We start from the raw sequence: 16,494 nt of genomic DNA on the forward strand, positions 1-16,494 counted from the left end.
GTCTATGCCGCTACTTCCTGGGCTGCCCATTTGCGCAAGATCTGCGCGGTGCGCTCCTCGTTGAGGTCGACCATTCGAGCGAGCCGCTCCTGTGGTGCCGGCCTGATTTTCTGGCGAAGGTCATCGAGCGGCGTGCGGCCGGACCGCGAACCGGGCAAGGCGCCGGTGTTGGCCGCCGCATCAGCGGATGCGGCTGCCTCCGGTGTCGGCAGCGAACGCTGGACCTCATCGAAATTTGGCCCAGCCAAGGCGGGTGTCGCCTTTGCCGTCAGCGCCGCCGCCATCGGCCGCAAGCCGAAGAAGGCGACCAGGAACACCACGATGATGAAGGCACCGGCATTGATCATCGTGCCGGCATGCTGGCCGATGGAATCGAGCATTCCAGCCTGCGGGATGGCCTCGCCATCCAGCCCGTCGATGAACTCGACCGCCGAGACGTCGATGACGTCGCCGCGCTTGTCGTCGAAGCCAGTAGCGGAGCTCACCATTTTCTGGATTTCGGCGACGCGCTTGGCGATCTGTTCGGGTGTCGCGTCCTTGCCCAGGATCGCCTTGAGCCGGTCCTGGTTGACGACGACGGCGATCGACATCTTGGTGACGGTGTAGCCGTTGGAGACGGTGGCGACCTTCTTGGAGTTGATCTCGTAATTCGTGATCTCTTCCTTGCGGTCGTTCGCCGAGGTCGTCTGCGGGCCGTCGGTACTGGTCGCCTGGGTCTCCGGCAGGTTCTGCTCGACGCTGGCCGGGGTCGACGCCTGCTTCTGGTTGCTGTTCTCGTTGGCACGCACCGACTGCACCGAGCGCTCGACGCGAGAATTCGGATCGAAGATCGTCTCCTCGGTCTGGCGGGTGTCGGTGTTGACATCGGCCTTGACGCTGGCGCGGAAATTGTCGGGTCCGAGATAGGGTGCGAGCGCACGGCGGATGTTGTCGCCGATCTGCGCCTCCACGGTCTGCTCGACGCCAAGCGTGCGGGCGGCACTGGTGTTGGAGGGATCATCGCCAGCGGCCAGCAGATTGCCGTTGGAATCGAGCACCGTCACCTTGTCGGCCGACAGGCCGGGAACAGCGGCGGCGACGAGATGGCGGATCGACTGGGCGCTTTTCTCGGCATCGGTGCCGGCATAGCGGATGACGACGGATGCGGAGGGCTGCTGTTCGTCGCGGCGGAAATTGGCGCGTTCGGACATGACGATGTGGACGCGCGCCGCCTTGATCCCCGATATCGACTGGATCGTGCGGGCAATCTCGCCTTCGAGCGCGCGCACGCGGGTGATCTGCTGCATGAAGGAGGTCAGGCCCATCGCGCCGACATTGTCGAACAGCTCGTAGCCGGCATTGGCGCTGGTCGGCAGGCCCTTTTCGGCAAGCAGCATGCGCGCCTGCGCCGTGGTGCCGGCCGGCACCAGCACGGAGGTTCCGTCGGCGCCGACGTCGAAGCCGATGCCGGCCTCGCCCAGCACCAGTCCGATCTGGTTCACGTCGGCGCGGTCGAGCCCGACATAGAGCGTGTCGTAGGCCGGGCGGTTGAGATAGACCGAAGCGATGCCGATGACACCCATCACCAGCACGGCGATGCCGGCCAGCATGGCAAGGCGCCTGACGCCAAAGCCACGGAGATTCGAAATGATGCTCTGGATCTGTTCCGGCACGATTGAGCGACTCCCAGCATGACTGTCCGCCGGAACACTAGCCCTCGAAGCTTGTGCGAAAATGAAATGGGCCGCGCTTGCGGCGCGGCCCATCGATTTGAGGAGGAGATCCCTCAGCTAAGTGGAGATTAGCCGTTCTTGAACAGCGACAGGATCGACTGCGAGGAACTGTTGGCGATCGACAGCGACTGGATGCCGAGCTGCTGCTGGACCTGCAGCGCCTGGAGGCGGGTCGATTCCTTGTTCATGTCGGCATCGACGAGCTGGCCAACGCCGCGGTCGATGGAGTCCATCAGGCTTTGGGTGAAAGTCTTCTGCAGGTCGATAGAGCTCTTTGCCGAACCGAGGATGGTGGCCGAGTCGGTCAACTGGCTCATGACCTTGTCGATCTTGTTGACCATCTGGGTGATGATGTCGTCGGTCACGCCTGATGCCGTGATGTCGACATTGAAGGCGGAGACGTTGTCGACCTTGGCGACCGCCCCTGCCGCCGTTTGTCCAGCGGTGTTGGCGGCGATGTCCGTGCCGCCGCCGGCGATCGCAGCCGCATAGGCGGTGTCGTACAGGTTCTGGGCGGCCGCCGTCGCGTAGACGGACGTCTTGCGGTCGATAATGCCTTGGTTCTTGACATCGGTGGAAAGCCCGCTGTCGAACAACTTGGTGCTCTCGACATCAATATTGATCGTGCCGAGCGAGATGGCGCCGGACGAGGAGCGGTTGAACGAGGAGACGATCTGGGAGTCAGGTTGGACGCCGTCATTGGGGGCGGCGACCTGCTTGGACGTCACCGACAGATAGTTCGAGCCGGAGAAAGTGGCCGCGTCGGCAAACGACTTCATCTGCGCCTGCAGTGCCGTGATTTCGGTCTGCGTCTTAGCCTTGGCGGCATCCGTCTGGCCGATGGTCGAAAGCAGCTTGGTCTTGAGGTTGCCGATCGTGGTCAGGACGTTGTTCATGCCGGTGTAGGCGGTATCGACTTTCGAAGCGCCGAGGCCGAGCGCATCCTGCACCGTCGAGAGCGCCTGGTTGTCGGAGCGCATCGTCGTGGCGATCGACCAGTAGGCGGCGTTGTCGGACGCCTGGGATACCCTGTAGCCCGTCGAGATTCGAGCCTGCGTCTGCTCAAGCGATTTGTTGGTGGCGTTTAGGCTTTGAAGTGCAGTCAACGCCGCAGCGTTCGTCATGATGCTCGCCAAGAAACTCGCTCCTTTTCCAAGGCCGGCCCTCACCGGCATAACCCTCACGGGCCGGATCGGCCCGCCTATGGATCGCCGTCGTGCCAATCAGGCCGATTCGCCGATCCGATGTAAGCTATTGGTTAACCATATCTAAGGCGACATGGTTAATGGTCTGTTAAAGACCTGCTTTCGAGAGTTAAGGAAACGAGCGTTGCGCGGGGCTGGAGCAAACGCAAAACGGGCCGCGCTTTTGGCGCGGCCCGTTCGGTTGGCGTAGTCGTTTGAAAGCGAGAGATCAGCCGCGGAAGAGCGACAGGATCGACTGCGAGGAACCGTTGGCGATCGACAGCGCCTGGACGCCGAGCTGCTGCTGGACCTGCAGGGCCTGGAGGCGGGTCGATTCCTTGTTCATGTCAGCATCGACGAGCTGGCCGACGCCGCGGTCGATGGAGTCCATCAGGCTCTGCGTGAAGGTCTTCTGCAGGTCGATGGAGCTCTTGGCGGCGCCGAGCGTGGTGGCGGCGTTGGTCATGTCCTTCAGCGCGGCGTCGACGACCTTCATCTGGTCGGCGATCTGCGAGTCGCTGAAGCCCTTGCCGGTGGTCGTGTCGTAGACCTTCAGCGTGGCGACCGAATAGGTGTCGCCGGCCGCTGACGCAGCGCCCGCCGTCGGGGCCGCCGCAGTGGTGGTGATGGCACCGGTGCTGCCGAGGCGGTCGGCGTCGAGGATGCCCTTGGCCGTGCCTGCGGTGGTGCCGGCTTCATAAAGCTTTGTGCTTTCCACGTTGACGTCGATCGTCGAGATCGAAGAAGCGCCGGAAGCGTCGCGATTGAAGGCCGAAACGATCTTGACGTCGGCTGCAGCCGTAGCCGTGCCGCTGTTGACGGAGAGCATGTTGGTGCCGGAGAAGGTGGCGCCATCGGCATACGACTTCAGCTGCTTCTGCAGCGCGGCGATTTCGGTCTGGGTCTTTGCCTTGTCGGCGTCCGTCTGGCCGTACGACGCGGTCAGCTTGACCTTGATCTGGTTGATGGTGTCGATCGCGCTGCTCATGCCGGTGTAGGCGGTGTCGACCTTCGAGGCGCCGAGGCCGAGCGCGTCCGAAACGGTGGACATGGCCTGGTTGTCGGAGCGCATCGTGGTGGCGATCGACCAGTAAGCGGCGTTGTCGGAAGCCTGGGAGACGCGATAACCCGTCGAGATGCGGGCCTGGGTGGTGTCGAGGTTCTTCTGGGTGGCATTCAAGCTCTGCAGAGCGGTCAACGCCGAAGCGTTGGTCATGATACTGGCCATGGCTACTCGTACCTTGTTTTTACAGGTGTTTTTGGCATACCGGATTGTCCGGTATGACGGAGCGGCATCATGCCAATGACCGTTGCGTTTGGGTCACCCGCCATCTGCGAGCGACTATGGCGGCGAGTCCCTACCAAAGGGCTAAATCGGACGGTTAATCGAAAATAATTTGGAGAGAAATTCGACGCCGTCTCGGCCACCGCCCGGTTCTTCCGGGCAGTCCAGGCCTCAAGCTGGGAGCGCGGGATCAGTTGAAGGAACGCACCAGGCTTCCGACGAGCAGGTTCCAGCCGTCGATCAGGACGAAGAACAGTATCTTGAACGGCAGCGACACCACGGTCGGTGGCAGCATCATCATGCCCATCGCCATGGTGATGGTGGCCACGATCAGGTCGATGACCAGGAATGGCAGCACGATCAGGAAGCCGATCTCAAAGCCGCGCCGGATCTCGGAGATCATGAAGGCTGGCACCAGGATGCGCAGGTCGACCGTCTCCTTGGCCACGACCTGGCCGCGCTCGCGGGCAAGGTCCGCGAACAGGTCGAAGTCCTTGTCGCGCACATTGTGCAGCATGAAGGTGCGGAACGGATCCGAAATCTTCTCGAAGGCCTCGGTCTGGCTGATCTGGTTGTCCATCAGCGGCTTGACGCCGGTGTTCCAGGCCTGATCGAAGGTCGGCGCCATGACATAAAAGGTCATGAACAGCGACAGCGAAATCAGGATCAGGTTTGCCGGCGTCGACTGCAGGCCGATGCCGGCACGCAGGATCGAGAAAGCGATGACGAAACGGGTGAAGCTCGTCACCATGATCAGCAGGCCCGGCGCCACCGACAGCACGGTCAGCAGGCCGAACATCTGGATGATGTAGCCAACGGTGGTGCCGTCGGCCTTGCCGATGCCACCGAGGTCCAACTGCTGCGCCGCCGCAACGGAGGTGGCGGCACCGATTAGTGCGATAGCGAGAAGGAATTTTCTCATTCGAGCAGCAATGTCCTGATGAGAACCTGTTTGGCGTGGCCCTGGCTGCGGATCGAGGCGCGTTCCTCGAGATCTGCCTTCAGGTGTTGGTAACCGCTGGCGCCCTCGATCTGATGCATCTTCAGGGAGCGGACATAGGCCAGAAGGTCCTGTTGGATGTCTTCAGCCATCGCTGGCAGCTGCGGCGCGTCATAGACCACCGACACTTCCATCCTGATCCAGGTGTCGGGCGAAGCGATGTTGGTGGTGATCGGCGCCAGCGCGACGAGTGTCTGCCCCGTGCCTGGCTCTTTTGCGGCGGCGGGCTGATCGACCTTGCCTTCATTTTCAGGCGCAACCGGTACCGATGACGGTGCGCCGACGCCCTTGAGATAGCCGCCCGACATCCAGCCCATGCCGATGGCGGCGGCCGTCACCACGAGCAGCATGGCCAGCTGGACGACAAGGGAAGGACCCTTGCGCGGCTGCACCTGTTCGACATTGGCCACGGTGTTGTTCTCCAATCCCTAGAACGGAAGAACCTGATCGAGAACCTGCTGGCCGTAGGCGGGCTGCTGGATCTCGGTGATGCGTCCACGTCCGCCGTAGGAGATGCGCGCCTCGGCGATGCGTTCATAGGGGATCGTGTTTTCCGCACCGATATCGGCCGGCCGCACGATGCCGGCGATGGTCAGCACCCTGAGCTCGGCATTGACGCGCACTTCCTGCGAGCCGCTGATCATCAGGTTGCCGTTGGGCAGCACGTCGGTGACGATGGCGGCGACATTGAGCTCAAGCGTTTCGGATCGCTTGATCTCGCCGTCGGCAGTTGTGTCCGTGCCGGACGAGAGAGCGCCTGAGCCCTTGCCAGCGGTGCTCAGCTTGTCCCATTGCGCGCTGATGTCGTAACCAAGTTTGCGGTTGGCGGTTCGGCTTCGGTCGTTCTGGTTCTTGAAGTTGGCCCTGTCGTTGATGGAAATCTTGACCGTGAGAATGTCGCCCTGCGACAGCGCGCGAGGATCGGTGAACAGTCGGCTCTGGCGGTCGTCCCACAGCGAGAACTTCTTCACGGGCCCCCGAGGTGGCTGGGGGTATTTGTAGAGGGAAGAGGTATTGCCGCCGTCGATGCCGGAACCTACGGGAGACATCGCCGGATCCCTGCCGACCTCCTTGAGGTTGGTGCCGCAGCCGGACAGCGCCGCTACCGCGCACAGGATGAGCATTCTGCGGATCATGACGGGTCTACCCTTCGGGCTGCGCTGGCCATGATGCCGGTGAGCGTCGCCGCCGCCTTCTGGTCCATTTCGTTGAGAATGACGCTGGCCTTGCGTGAATCGAGCTTCATCAGGATGGCCGCGGCGAGGTCGGCATTGACGATTGCCAGACGTTCGGCCGCGGCATCCGGCTTCATACCGGCATAGATCTGGACGACACCATCCTCGGCCCGGGCCAGGAAGACCTCGCGTCGCTTCAGCCAGGTTTCGTATTCGGCCTTCTTGGCGTCCAGGGCCTTCATGCGCTCGTCGATGCCGGCCTGGAGCTGCTTCAGTTCTTCCGCCTGCAGCTGATAGCGGCGGTCGCGGGCAGCGTCGGCTATGTTGGAGCAGAAGCGCTCGATCTCGCTCTGGTCAGGCGCCTTTTCCGGCGCCAGCTGCTGCGGTGCCACCGCGGGCTGCGCGCCGGGCAGAACCTGGCGAACGGCATCCTCGCCGTGCGCGCCGCCACTGGCAATAGACATAGCCGCGAGCGCAACGGCCGCAAACAGGATCGCGCTGGAGCGGCGTCTTTGGTTGGGTGAGAGGGAAGGGATCATCGGCATGGCCTATTGGAGAACCAGATCGGCTTGCAGGGCGCCGGCCGACTTGATGCCTTGCAGGATGGCAATGATGCCGTCCGGCTTGACGCCGAGACGATTGAGGCCGGAAACGAGGGTTTGCAGGTCAGGCCCGTCAAGCACCGCGACGCGGCCATTGGGCCGGCTGGCGTCGATGGCGGTGAACGGTTCGACGGCGGTTTCGCCCTTGGAGAAGGGTTCGGGCTGCACGACGCGCGGCGCTTCGGTGATGCGTACCGTCAGCGTGCCGTGGCTGATGGCGACGCGCGAGATCTTGACGTCGTTGCCGATAACGATGGTTCCGGTGCGCTCGTCGATGACGACGCGGGCCGGGGTGTCGGATTCGACCACCAGATTCTCGATTTCGGCATAGAAGCGGGCCGCCGAAACGTTCTTTGGCCGCCTGATCTGGACGGTGCGGGAATCGCGCTCGCCCGCCACGCGCATGCCGAAACGCTGGCTGGTGTAGTCGTTGATGGCATCAGCGATACGGATTGCGGTCGAAAAATCGGGATTGCGCAATTGCAGCGTCAGCGTCGACTGGTCGTCAAACTCGGCTTTCACCGAACGCTCGACGATGGCGCCGTTCGGCACCCGGCCGGCGGTAGGCACGCCTTGCGTCAATTGCTGGGCCTGACCCTGGGCGACGAAGCCGGAAACGATGACCGCGCCCTGGCCGACGGCATAGATCTCGCCGTCCGCCGCCTTCAGCGGCGTCATGATCAGCGTGCCGCCGGCAAGCGATGTGGCGTCGCCCATCGAGGACACGTCGATGTCGATGCGGGCGCCCGACTGCACGTAGGGCGGCATATTGGCGGTGACGATGACGGCGGCGACGTTCTTGGCGCGCGCACTGCCACCTTCGGTGGCGATGCCGAGATTTTCGAGCATGGCGCGGATCGACTGTTCGGTGAACGGCGAATTGCGCAGGCTGTCGCCCGAGCCGGCGAGGCCGATGACCAAGCCGTAGCCGACGAGCTGGTTGTCGCGCGAACTCTGCAGCTCGGCAATGTCCTTGATGCGCGAGGCGACCTGGCCCGGCGGCAGCGAGCTTGGCCCCGGTGAAACGCGGAACATGCGGGCGGTGGTGGCGGGGTCATATTCGGGATCGTCGTAGACGCCGCCATTCTTGGCGGCGAGTTCGCGCTTGGCCTTGGGTGTCAGGCCGTCGGCGAACGCCGGCTGCAGGCCGAGCACAGCCGCAAGCAAAAGGGCAAGCGGGCGCATCATGAAGAGCTGACCTGGATGGTTCCGTCGGCCATCACCGTGCCAGAAAGGATCTTGCCGCTGTCGCTGTTGCGAACCTTGATGAGGTCGCCGGCCGAACCCGGCTGCAACGTCACGGCAGTGGCCGATATCGTCAGTCCACCAGCGATGAAGAAGACCTGCACGGCAGCGCCCTGGTCGACCAGCCAGGCTTCGCGAATGGCGGCGGAGGGAATGTAGCGGCCGGGCAGCAGCGTGCGCTTGGCGATCTTGCCCTGGAGTTCCTCGGCGTTGGTCGCCATGGCGTCTGGCTTGTGCTTACCAGGAATGAGCGTCACCTGCTTCAGCGCGGCAAGCTCGATGGTCTCGCCGGGGTAGATGACCCGGTTGGGGATCAGCACGACCTCACCGGCAGGTTGGTTGCTGGCGATCTGGGCGGCGGATTGGCCAGTGGATTGGCCAGTGGATTGGCTTGCCGACTCCTGGGCAAAAGCCGGCATGCCGCCGGCCACCAGCGCAAGTACGAGCGCGGTGCGGCGGAATGCGGAGCAGGAGATCGGCATGCCCATCATCCGTTACCTCAGGTTCTTCGAGACGACCGAGGCCATGTCGTCGGCGGCCTGGATCACCTTGGAATTCATCTCATAGGCGCGCTGCGCCGAGATCAGCTCGGTGATTTCCTTGACCGGGTCGACATTGGAAGCCTCGAGATAGCCTTGCTGGATGGTGGCGAAGCCGGGATCGCCGGGAACGCCGACATTGGCGGGGCCGGAGGCCGACGTTTCCTGGAACAGATTGTCGCCGAGTGGTGCGAGACCAGCCTCGTTGGCGAAGTTGGCGATCTGGAGCTGGCCGAGGCTCTGAAGAGCGGTCTGGCCGTCGATGCGGGCAAAGACCTGGCCGGTCTTGTTGACGATGACCTCGACGGCATCGGTCGGCACGGTGATGGCCGGAATGACGCTGGCGCCGTCCACCGTCACCAGCTGGCCGGTGGCGTTGGTGTTGAAGGCGCCGGCGCGGCTGTAGAGCGTGCCGCCGTCAGCCCCCTCGATCTGGAACCAGCCGCGGCCGGTCAGCGCCATGTCGAAACTGTTGCCGGTGCTGGTCAGCTCGCCCTGGGTGTGGACATTGCGCACGGCCGTCGTCTTGACGCCGAGGCCGATCGAGACGCCTTCCGGCACCAGTGAGGCGTTGGAGCGGTTGGGCACGCCTTGCGTGCGGTCGACCTGGTAGAGCAGGTCGGAGAATTCGGCGCGAGCCCGCTTGTAGCCGGTGGTGTTGATGTTGGCGATGTTGTTGGCGATGACTTCCAGATTTGTCTGCTGGGCATTCATGCCGGTGGCGGCGATGGCGAGTGCTTTCATGCCCTAACTCCTCAAATGCCCATTCGACTGACTTCGAGATAGGCGGAAACAACTTTGTCGCGGATGGCGACGGCGGTCTGCAACGCCTGCTGCGCGCTCATCACCGCGTCGACGACCTGACGGGTATCGGCATCGCCCTTGAGCGCCTGGAGCGACACCTGTTCGGCATTCTGCATCGTGTTGACGGTCTTGGCGGCCGCCTGGCTCACCGCTTCGGCAAAGGAGGTGCCAAGATTGCCTGCAGTCGCGGGCGCGACACCGCCCTGCAGCAGGTCGGTCGCCGTATCGCCCAGCCCTGGCTTCAGGTTAAGCGCGCCGATGCCGTTGACGATCATTGGTTCCTCATCAGGTCGATGGTCATGGAAATGAGGTCGCGCGCCTGCTTCACGACTTGCAGGTTGGCCTCGTAGGAGCGGTTGGCCTCGGTCATGTCGGCCATTTCGATCAGCACGTTGACGTTGGGCATCTTGACGTAACCCTTTTCGTCGGCGGCTTCGTTGCCAGGCTGGAACTCCACCGGAAAGGCGCTCGGATCGCGATCGATCGAATTCACTTCAACCGTCGAACTGCCGGAGGCCCGGTCGAGCTCGGAGACAAAGCTGATGGTCTTGCGGCGATAGGGGTCGGCGCCGGGCGTGGTGCCGGTCGACTGGGCGTTGGCGAGGTTTTCCGAGACCACGCGCAGGCGCTCGGACTGGGCGCCGAGGCCGGATGCTGCGACTTTCAGGGCTGCGGTCAGTGCGTCCATGTCAGCTCTTCACCGCCATCATCATCATCGAGTGGAATGCCTTGACGATGGCTGTGTTGAGTTCGAAGGAACGGCGTACCTCGCCGGCCTTGAGAAGCTGGTCTTCAAGCACGACCGAGTTCTTGGACGGCAGGACCACGCCATCGTCTTCCTGCGGCTTGATGGTGAAGCCGGCATTGGTGGCTGCGCTGCCGAGATGGCCGGCCTCGGTGGTTTGCAGCGACACCGCCGTGCGGTCGAGCACCTTTTCGAAAGGCTCGACATCGTTGGCCGTGTAACCCGGCGTGTTGGCGTTGGCGATGTTGCCGGCGATCGCCGACTGGCGCACGGAAAGCCACTGCGCTTGCTTGGCGGCGAGATCGAAAAGGGAAACGGGCTCCATGAGAATCTCCGGGCATGTGCCGAGGAGACTAGGCCGCCAGTCTTGCGTGGACCTTGCGCGGGGCCGCAAGGCGCGATTGCAAGGTCTTACTTCTCTAGAGGGATGACCTGGTCGCTGCTGGTCAGCATGACCCATTTGCCGTTGCGCTGTTCGATCGACGAGACCTTGCTGGAATCCGGCAGCGTCGAGCCGCGCTGGACCATCCACAGGCCGGTGTCGTCCTCGATCATGGCGCGGCCATTGGCGACGTGGACCATACGGAATTTTCCGACGTCGGCAGGGAATGGCTGGTCGCCAGGCGGCGTTTGATTGGCATCATTCTGCACCGTTCCGGTGGCCAGCAGATCAAGATCCGTGCTCGGGACATCCTTCGCCGTCAGCGGTGCGCTGCGTTCGGCGACCACGCCGCCACCCGCGCGCCCCGAATTGGTGCCGGTGCCACCGAACTTGATCGCCTGCACGCCGAACTGTTCCTGGTTGAAGAAGATGTACCAGGGAAACAGGGCGCAGGTCAGGCCAAGCGTAATGCCGAGCGCGGCGAAGACAAAGTCGCTGCGCCGGTCTGCCTTCTTGCGCAATTTGGGAAATTGCGCCTTTGGCGGCTGGGGCCATTCGGTGGCGGCAAACAGGCCGTCGATCAGCGAGTCGCGGCTGGCCTGCGTCATTTCGGCAGGCTCTACGCGGGGAACCTCATGCATGGCGGTGGGCCGAGCCAGAACAGGCTCGGACCTGGGCAGCGCCGGCTTGGCGGCTCTGGTCAGAACAGCCGCGGTCTTGGCAGCTATGGCGTTGGCGGCCCTTGCCTTGGCAATCCTGGCCTCCTCCGCCCGGGCTTCCTCAGCCGCGTTCGCCTCCGCGATCATCTCTTTCAGGATGCGCTCGGTGTACTGGCGTTCAGTCTCCTGATTCGGCATTCAGCTTTCCCTTGAGATGACGGGCCAGATCGGAGAATGGATCGGATGATGGACGGTCCCTCGGCGATTGCGTCAGCGCCTCGTAGATCAGCGGCACCTGGCGCACCGCGATATCCAGCTCGGCATCGGCGCCGCCCTGATAGGCACCGAGCAGGCGAATGTCGCGCGTGTCCTCGAAACGGGAGATCATCGACTTCAGCCGCGTCACCAAAGCGCGCTGTTCGACGCTCCAGGCCTTGCCGGCGAGACGCGATATCGACGACAGCGGATTGACCGGCGGATAGCGGCCCTGTTCGGCGATCGCGCGGTCGAGCACGACATGGCCGTCGAGGATGCCGCGCACGGAATCGGCGACTGGATCATTGTGGTCGTCGCCGTCGACCAGCACGGAAATGATGGCGGTGATAGATCCCTTGCCTTCCGCGCCGGGTCCGGCGCGCTCGAGCAGCTTGGGCAGTTCGGTGAAGACCGAGGCGGGATAGCCGCGGGCGACCGGCGGCTCGCCGGTTCCCGTCGCCACCTCACGCAGTGCGTGGGCGAAGCGGGTAATCGAGTCGAGCACCAGAAGCACGCGGTGGCCCTGGTCGCGAAAGTGCTCGGCGACGCGCATGGCGGTGTCGGGTGCGCGCCGGCGCATCATGGCGCTCTCGTCGCTGGTGGCGACGATGGCCACGGTCTTGGCCATGCTGTCGCCGATCGTGTCCTCGAGGAATTCGCGCACCTCGCGGCCGCGTTCACCGATCAGCGCCACGACGACGGTGTCGAACGCGTCGGCGCCGGCGAGCATGGCGAGCAGCGTCGACTTGCCGACGCCGGAACCGGCAAAGACGCCCATGCGCTGGCCGAAGCAGAGCGGCGTGAAGATGTCGATGACCTTGACGCCGGTCATGAAGGCGGTGCCGACGCGCTGCCGCGCCATGGCACTGGGCGTCGTGGCGTGGGCCGACATGTCGTCGCCCCTGATCAGCGGCGAGCCGCCATCGATCGCCCGGGTCAGCGCGTCTATGGTGCGGCCGCGCCACGAGGCGTGCGGCGCCACGGCGAGCGGGCCGCGGCGAAAGACAGCATCGCCGATGCCGGCATCGGCGCTGCGCTCGAAGGGCGCGACAACGATCTCGTCACGGCTGATCTTGACGATTTCACCGCGGCGCGTTCCGGCCTGGCCACGCTGCTCAACGATGTCGCCCAGCCTGGCGAAATCGGAAAGGCCGCGCACCTTATAGTGCGTCGGTGTGACTTCGGTGACAAGACCGCCACGCTTGACCAGCCCATCGGCTCCGTTGAAACGCCGCCATATCCGCTCCAAAGCGGCCAGCCGGTCTTCCGGCGCCGGCTGGCCCTGCCTTTCGGGTGCGCGGAGCAATGTCTGGCCTGACGACATGCTACGACTTCGAGCCGAGCGTCTTGATCGCCTCGTCGGTGGAGGAATCCGTCTGCCGCATCAGCGCGGCGGTGTTCTCGAAGGCGCGCTGGACCATGATCAGCCGCGTCATCTCCATCACCGGGTTGACGTTGGATTCTTCGACGAACCCCTGGGCGATGCCGACATCGGAGCGATCGGTGACCGGTTCGGGGGTGCGGGAGGGCACGATGCCGGAATTGCCGTAGCGCACGAAATTCTCGCCCGGATCGAAATCATAGAGGCCGATCGAGCCGACAAGCTGGTCGTTCTGGCGCAGGGAGCCATCGGCGCCGGCCTTGGGCGGGCCGTTGCGGGGGTCGAGCTGGATCGGCGCGCCGCCGGCGTCAAGCACCGGATGGCCCTCAAGCGACATCAGCTCGCCATTCTCGTTCATCGAGAAGCGGCCGTCGCGGGTCATGACGGTGCCGGCCGGTGTGTCGATGGCGAACCAGGCGTCACCCTGGATGGCGAAATCGAAGGGATTGCCGGTCTCGGTCAGCGAGCCGTGAGCGCCGGAAAGATAGGTCTTGCCGGTCGAAGCGAAGGACACCGACTTCTGCCCGGCGCCCGTCACCACGTCCTCGAACTTCACGCCGGTGGCGCGGAAGCCGACGGTGTTGGCGTTGGCGACATTGTCGGCGATCGTGTCGAGCCGGCGCTCGAGTGCCATCTGCGCGGAAAGGGCGACGTAGAGACTGTCCCGCATGGTCAAAACTTCATCTTTTGCATGGCCATCATCAGGTCGGTGGAAATGCCCGACGTGACCGGTTTGGCGAAGAGCACGCTGATCGATGTCACGGCGCTCGAGGTCGGGTTGTTGATCTCGTACATGCTGGTGAAGCGGGTCAGGAACTTGTTCAGTTTCACGGGATCGGTGAAATCCGAGATGTTGAGCTTCTGATCGAACAGCTGCACCTGCTTGTCGATGTCGGCGGTGGCGAAGGAATCGGGCAAACCGAGCGCGGTGCGCACGACGGTGGCAAGGGCTGTGTCGGCCAGCACGTCATACCAGTTGCTGATGTCGGGCGCCTTGCGCTGAAAATAAAGCGCCAGCCGCACGCCCTCATTGGTCTTGCCGGCATCCTCTTCGAGCGACTGGCGCAGATACATGTCTACGGTCGGTTGCTGGGCCGGATTGGTGGTCGTGGCGGCTTCGCCATATTGTTCGAAGTTGAAGGCGGTGGCGAGCCCGGCATAAGCCTTGTTGGTCATCTTGTTGGCGACGCTGTCGGGGTCGCGGACACCACCGGTCAGCACGCTGCGGATCAGGTCCCTGCTCTCTTTTGCCGGATCGAGCCCGAAGGACGCGAGTGCGTAGTTGTACAACCGGCTGTTGGCCATCAGGTCGTCGGTGGATTTCACGCTGGTGACGTTGGCCAGATAATATGCGGTCTCCGACTTGATGTAGTCCGCATTCGGCTTGATCAGGCCAAGCGCCGATTCTGTGGTGTAGATCTTCGGCGTGTCTTTCTGCACCGCGTCGCGCGACGTTGTCTGGTCGCCATATTGGGCAAAGTTGAAGGCGGTGACGAAGTTGGCATAGCGTTTGTCGGTCAGCTTGTTAGCCGGGCTGTTCGGGTCGCTGACGCCGCCCTGGAGCATGGTGCGGATCTGCTGCGGTGTTTCGGTGGACGCATCCAGTCCGTAGGAAGCCATGGCGAAAGTCAGCAGGCGCTTGTCCGCCATGAGGTCGTCGATCGACGTCACCTTGGAGATGTTTGCCGCGTAGTAATCGGCCTCGCCCTTGATGTACTGCGCGCTCGGCTTGACCAGCGTCAGTCCGGCTCCAGCCATGTATCCGTTCGGAACCTGCTGGACATCGGTGCGCGTGGTTGTCTGGTCACCATACTGCGCGAAGTCGAACGCCGAGACGAAGTTGGCGTAGCTCTTGTCGGTCAGCTTGTTGGCAGGACTGTTGGGGTCGCTGACGCCACCTTCGAGCATCGCCCTGACGGTAGCAGCCGGCTCGGTCGTGGAGTCGAGCCCGAATGCCGCCATTGCATATGTCAGCAGACGAGGGTCGGCCATCAGATCGTCGACCGACTTCACGTTGGAAATGTTGGTGACGTAGTAGGCGGTTTCGCTCTGGTAGTAGGAGAAGCCCGATTGCGAGGCGCCGATCTGGACCTGCAGCGGATAGTTATTGGTCACCAGCTGCTGCGCCTTGTTGTAGGTGGTTGCATCGGCACCGTTGGCGACGAAGTTGAAGGCGCTGACGAACGCGGCGTAACGCTTGTCGGTCAGCTTGTTGGCGAAACTGTCGGGATCGGTCACGCCTTCCTTGAGCGCCTTGACCATGAAGGCCTTGGCGTAGTCCATGTCCTCCAGCCCGTAGGCCTTCATCGCATATTTGAACAGCCGGTCATTGTTGACGAAATCGTCGATCGACTTCACCTTGGTGATGTTGTCGAGATAATATTGCGTGTCGCGATCGATTATCGGCTGTTTCTCGATCCGATCGATCGACTTGTTGATGTCTTTGGCGATCAATTGGTAGCTGGTAAAGGTATTGAGCAAGGACGTGCCTCCGGCCGGAGCAATGCCGGCACAATAGCCTCACTTCCTTGCGCGAAACTGAATCGCCGACATTCGGCTCCATGGCGGCTCCGATTCAAGCCTCACACAAGGCACGGGGACTATCCCTTGCTCCTGACTTGAAATGCGGAAGGACCTGTCGTGGGCATTCTGATTGGACTTGTGGTGACGCTCGGCTGCGTCCTTGGCGGCTTCATGGCCATGGGCGGGCATCTGCACGTGCTGGTCCAGCCATGGGAGGCCGTGGTCATCTGCGGCGCCGCACTTGGAACCTTCCTGGTCGCCAATCCGATGAAGACCGTCAAGGATACTGGCAGGGGCATTCTCGAAGCCTTCAAGCAGGCGGTGCCGAAGGAGCAGGACTATCTGGAAACGCTGGGCGTGCTGCACAGCCTGATGCGCGAGCTGCGCTCGAAGTCGCGCAGCGAGGTCGAGGCACATATCGACAATCCGGAAGAATCGGCCATCTTCCAGGCCTTTCCGACGGTGCTCAAGAATCACGATCTGATGGCCTTCATCTGCGACTACTGCCGCATCATCATCATCGGCAATGCCCGCTCGCATGAGATCGAGGCGCTGATGGATGAAGAAATCCAGACCATCAAGACGGACAAGATGAAGGCCTATCACGCGCTGGTCGCGGTCGGCGACGGCCTGCCGGCGCTGGGCATCGTCGCCGCCGTGCTCGGCGTGGTCAAGGCGATGGGTGCTCTTGATCAATCACCGGAAATCCTCGGCGGCCTGATCGGCGCCGCACTGGTTGGCACCTTCCTTGGCATCTTCCTGTCCTATGCCGTGGTCGGGCCTGTCGCCACCAAGATCAAGACGGTGCGCGAGAAGAAGAACCGCCTCTACATCATCGTCAAGCAGACGCTGCTCGCCTACATGAACGGTGCGCTGCCGCAGGTGGCGATCGAGTTCGGCCGCAAGACCATCTCATCTTATGAGCGGCCGACCATCGACGCCGTCGAGCAGAGCACGATGAACACCGGCAGCGCCGAGAAGAAGGCCGCTTGAACGATGCACG

Annotated in this window: 18 protein-coding genes; 1 reads left to right on the plus strand and 17 read right to left on the minus strand. The window is 63.1% G+C overall.

The features are described 5' to 3' along the window. Positions 1 to 2 precede the first annotated feature (2 nt). The 17 genes from fliF to EB235_RS11785 form a co-directional block, all read right to left on the minus strand. Positions 3 to 1,652, minus strand: a complete 1,650-nt coding sequence (fliF, locus tag EB235_RS11705) for a flagellar basal-body MS-ring/collar protein FliF (protein ID WP_027030825.1) — start codon at positions 1,650 to 1,652, stop codon at positions 3 to 5. A 128-nt stretch (positions 1,653 to 1,780) separates the two neighbouring features. Then, positions 1,781 to 2,848, minus strand: coding sequence for a flagellin (locus tag EB235_RS11710; RefSeq protein ID WP_027030824.1), 1,068 nt, complete (start codon positions 2,846 to 2,848; stop codon positions 1,781 to 1,783). Between the two features lie 277 nt (positions 2,849 to 3,125). Beyond that, on the minus strand, positions 3,126 to 4,124 hold the full coding sequence (locus EB235_RS11715; RefSeq protein WP_027030823.1) for a flagellin: 999 nt from the start codon (positions 4,122 to 4,124) through the stop codon (positions 3,126 to 3,128). Positions 4,125 to 4,371: 247 nt separating this feature from the next. After that, on the minus strand, positions 4,372 to 5,103 hold the full coding sequence (gene fliP, locus EB235_RS11720) for a flagellar type III secretion system pore protein FliP (protein ID WP_027030822.1): 732 nt from the start codon (positions 5,101 to 5,103) through the stop codon (positions 4,372 to 4,374). After that, the gene (locus EB235_RS11725; RefSeq protein WP_027030821.1) at positions 5,100 to 5,591 is read right to left on the minus strand and encodes a flagellar basal body-associated FliL family protein; all 492 of its coding nucleotides are present in this window, start codon (positions 5,589 to 5,591) and stop codon (positions 5,100 to 5,102) included. Before EB235_RS11725 ends, fliP begins: the two co-directional genes overlap by 4 nt. An 18-nt stretch (positions 5,592 to 5,609) precedes the next feature. Next, positions 5,610 to 6,317 carry a flagellar basal body L-ring protein FlgH gene (gene flgH, locus EB235_RS11730; protein WP_027030820.1) on the minus strand — a complete coding sequence of 236 codons (708 nt, stop codon included), beginning with the start codon at positions 6,315 to 6,317 and terminating at the stop codon, positions 5,610 to 5,612. Beyond that, entirely contained in the window at positions 6,314 to 6,901 is a 588-nt protein-coding gene (locus EB235_RS11735; protein WP_027030819.1) for a MotE family protein, read from the minus strand. Before EB235_RS11735 ends, flgH begins: the two co-directional genes overlap by 4 nt. Positions 6,902 to 6,904: 3 nt before the next feature. Beyond that, positions 6,905 to 8,146 carry a flagellar basal body P-ring protein FlgI gene (locus EB235_RS11740; protein WP_027030818.1) on the minus strand — a complete coding sequence of 414 codons (1,242 nt, stop codon included), beginning with the start codon at positions 8,144 to 8,146 and terminating at the stop codon, positions 6,905 to 6,907. After that, entirely contained in the window at positions 8,143 to 8,691 is a 549-nt protein-coding gene (gene flgA, locus EB235_RS11745) for a flagellar basal body P-ring formation chaperone FlgA (protein ID WP_167334919.1), read from the minus strand. The genes EB235_RS11740 and flgA overlap by 4 nt, the downstream gene beginning before the upstream one ends. A gap of 6 nt (positions 8,692 to 8,697) precedes the next feature. Beyond that, a complete protein-coding gene (flgG, locus tag EB235_RS11750) occupies positions 8,698 to 9,486 on the minus strand; it encodes a flagellar basal-body rod protein FlgG (RefSeq protein WP_027030816.1) in 789 nt (262 codons plus the stop codon). 11 nt (positions 9,487 to 9,497) lie between these two features. Further along, positions 9,498 to 9,821, minus strand: coding sequence for a flagellar hook-basal body complex protein FliE (locus EB235_RS11755; protein ID WP_027030815.1), 324 nt, complete (start codon positions 9,819 to 9,821; stop codon positions 9,498 to 9,500). Further along, on the minus strand, positions 9,818 to 10,234 hold the full coding sequence (gene flgC / locus EB235_RS11760; protein ID WP_027030814.1) for a flagellar basal body rod protein FlgC: 417 nt from the start codon (positions 10,232 to 10,234) through the stop codon (positions 9,818 to 9,820). The genes EB235_RS11755 and flgC overlap by 4 nt, the downstream gene beginning before the upstream one ends. 1 nt (position 10,235) lies before the next feature. Then, positions 10,236 to 10,616 (minus strand): flagellar basal body rod protein FlgB, encoded by a 381-nt coding sequence (gene flgB / locus EB235_RS11765; protein ID WP_027030813.1) that lies wholly within the window; start codon positions 10,614 to 10,616, stop codon positions 10,236 to 10,238. Positions 10,617 to 10,702: 86 nt separating this feature from the next. Beyond that, a complete protein-coding gene (locus EB235_RS11770; protein ID WP_027030812.1) occupies positions 10,703 to 11,530 on the minus strand; it encodes a hypothetical protein in 828 nt (275 codons plus the stop codon). After that, positions 11,511 to 12,911, minus strand: a complete 1,401-nt coding sequence (gene fliI / locus EB235_RS11775) for a flagellar protein export ATPase FliI (protein WP_027030811.1) — start codon at positions 12,909 to 12,911, stop codon at positions 11,511 to 11,513. The genes EB235_RS11770 and fliI overlap by 20 nt, the downstream gene beginning before the upstream one ends. A 1-nt stretch (position 12,912) precedes the next feature. Then, on the minus strand, positions 12,913 to 13,638 hold the full coding sequence (gene flgF / locus EB235_RS11780) for a flagellar basal-body rod protein FlgF (RefSeq protein WP_027030810.1): 726 nt from the start codon (positions 13,636 to 13,638) through the stop codon (positions 12,913 to 12,915). A gap of 2 nt (positions 13,639 to 13,640) precedes the next feature. Next, positions 13,641 to 15,449 (minus strand): DUF1217 domain-containing protein, encoded by a 1,809-nt coding sequence (locus EB235_RS11785; protein WP_027030809.1) that lies wholly within the window; start codon positions 15,447 to 15,449, stop codon positions 13,641 to 13,643. A 159-nt stretch (positions 15,450 to 15,608) separates the two neighbouring features. Here EB235_RS11785 and motA point away from each other — a divergent pair, with 159 nt between their 5' ends. Next, on the plus strand, positions 15,609 to 16,484 hold the full coding sequence (motA, locus tag EB235_RS11790) for a flagellar motor stator protein MotA (protein ID WP_027030808.1): 876 nt from the start codon (positions 15,609 to 15,611) through the stop codon (positions 16,482 to 16,484). Positions 16,485 to 16,494: the final 10 nt, after the last annotated feature.

Source organism: Mesorhizobium loti R88b (genome assembly GCF_013170845.1).
Taxonomy (GTDB): domain Bacteria; phylum Pseudomonadota; class Alphaproteobacteria; order Rhizobiales; family Rhizobiaceae; genus Mesorhizobium; species Mesorhizobium loti_B.

Bases quoted from the DNA above. Each gene is read 5' to 3' on its own strand.
- EB235_RS11715 (WP_027030823.1), bottom strand. From the start codon at position 4,124: ATGGCCAGTATCATGACCAACGCTTCGGCGTTGACCGCTCTGCAGAGC.
- fliP (WP_027030822.1), bottom strand. From the start codon at position 5,103: ATGAGAAAATTCCTTCTCGCTATCGCACTAATCGGTGCCGCCACCTCC.
- flgH (WP_027030820.1), bottom strand. From the start codon at position 6,317: ATGATCCGCAGAATGCTCATCCTGTGCGCGGTAGCGGCGCTGTCCGGC.
- EB235_RS11735 (WP_027030819.1), bottom strand. From the start codon at position 6,901: ATGCCGATGATCCCTTCCCTCTCACCCAACCAAAGACGCCGCTCCAGC.
- EB235_RS11740 (WP_027030818.1), bottom strand. From the start codon at position 8,146: ATGATGCGCCCGCTTGCCCTTTTGCTTGCGGCTGTGCTCGGCCTGCAG.
- flgA (WP_167334919.1), bottom strand. From the start codon at position 8,691: ATGGGCATGCCGATCTCCTGCTCCGCATTCCGCCGCACCGCGCTCGTA.
- flgG (WP_027030816.1), bottom strand. From the start codon at position 9,486: ATGAAAGCACTCGCCATCGCCGCCACCGGCATGAATGCCCAGCAGACA.
- EB235_RS11755 (WP_027030815.1), bottom strand. From the start codon at position 9,821: ATGATCGTCAACGGCATCGGCGCGCTTAACCTGAAGCCAGGGCTGGGC.
- flgC (WP_027030814.1), bottom strand. From the start codon at position 10,234: ATGGACGCACTGACCGCAGCCCTGAAAGTCGCAGCATCCGGCCTCGGC.
- flgB (WP_027030813.1), bottom strand. From the start codon at position 10,616: ATGGAGCCCGTTTCCCTTTTCGATCTCGCCGCCAAGCAAGCGCAGTGG.
- EB235_RS11770 (WP_027030812.1), bottom strand. From the start codon at position 11,530: ATGCCGAATCAGGAGACTGAACGCCAGTACACCGAGCGCATCCTGAAA.
- fliI (WP_027030811.1), bottom strand. From the start codon at position 12,911: ATGTCGTCAGGCCAGACATTGCTCCGCGCACCCGAAAGGCAGGGCCAG.
- flgF (WP_027030810.1), bottom strand. From the start codon at position 13,638: ATGCGGGACAGTCTCTACGTCGCCCTTTCCGCGCAGATGGCACTCGAG.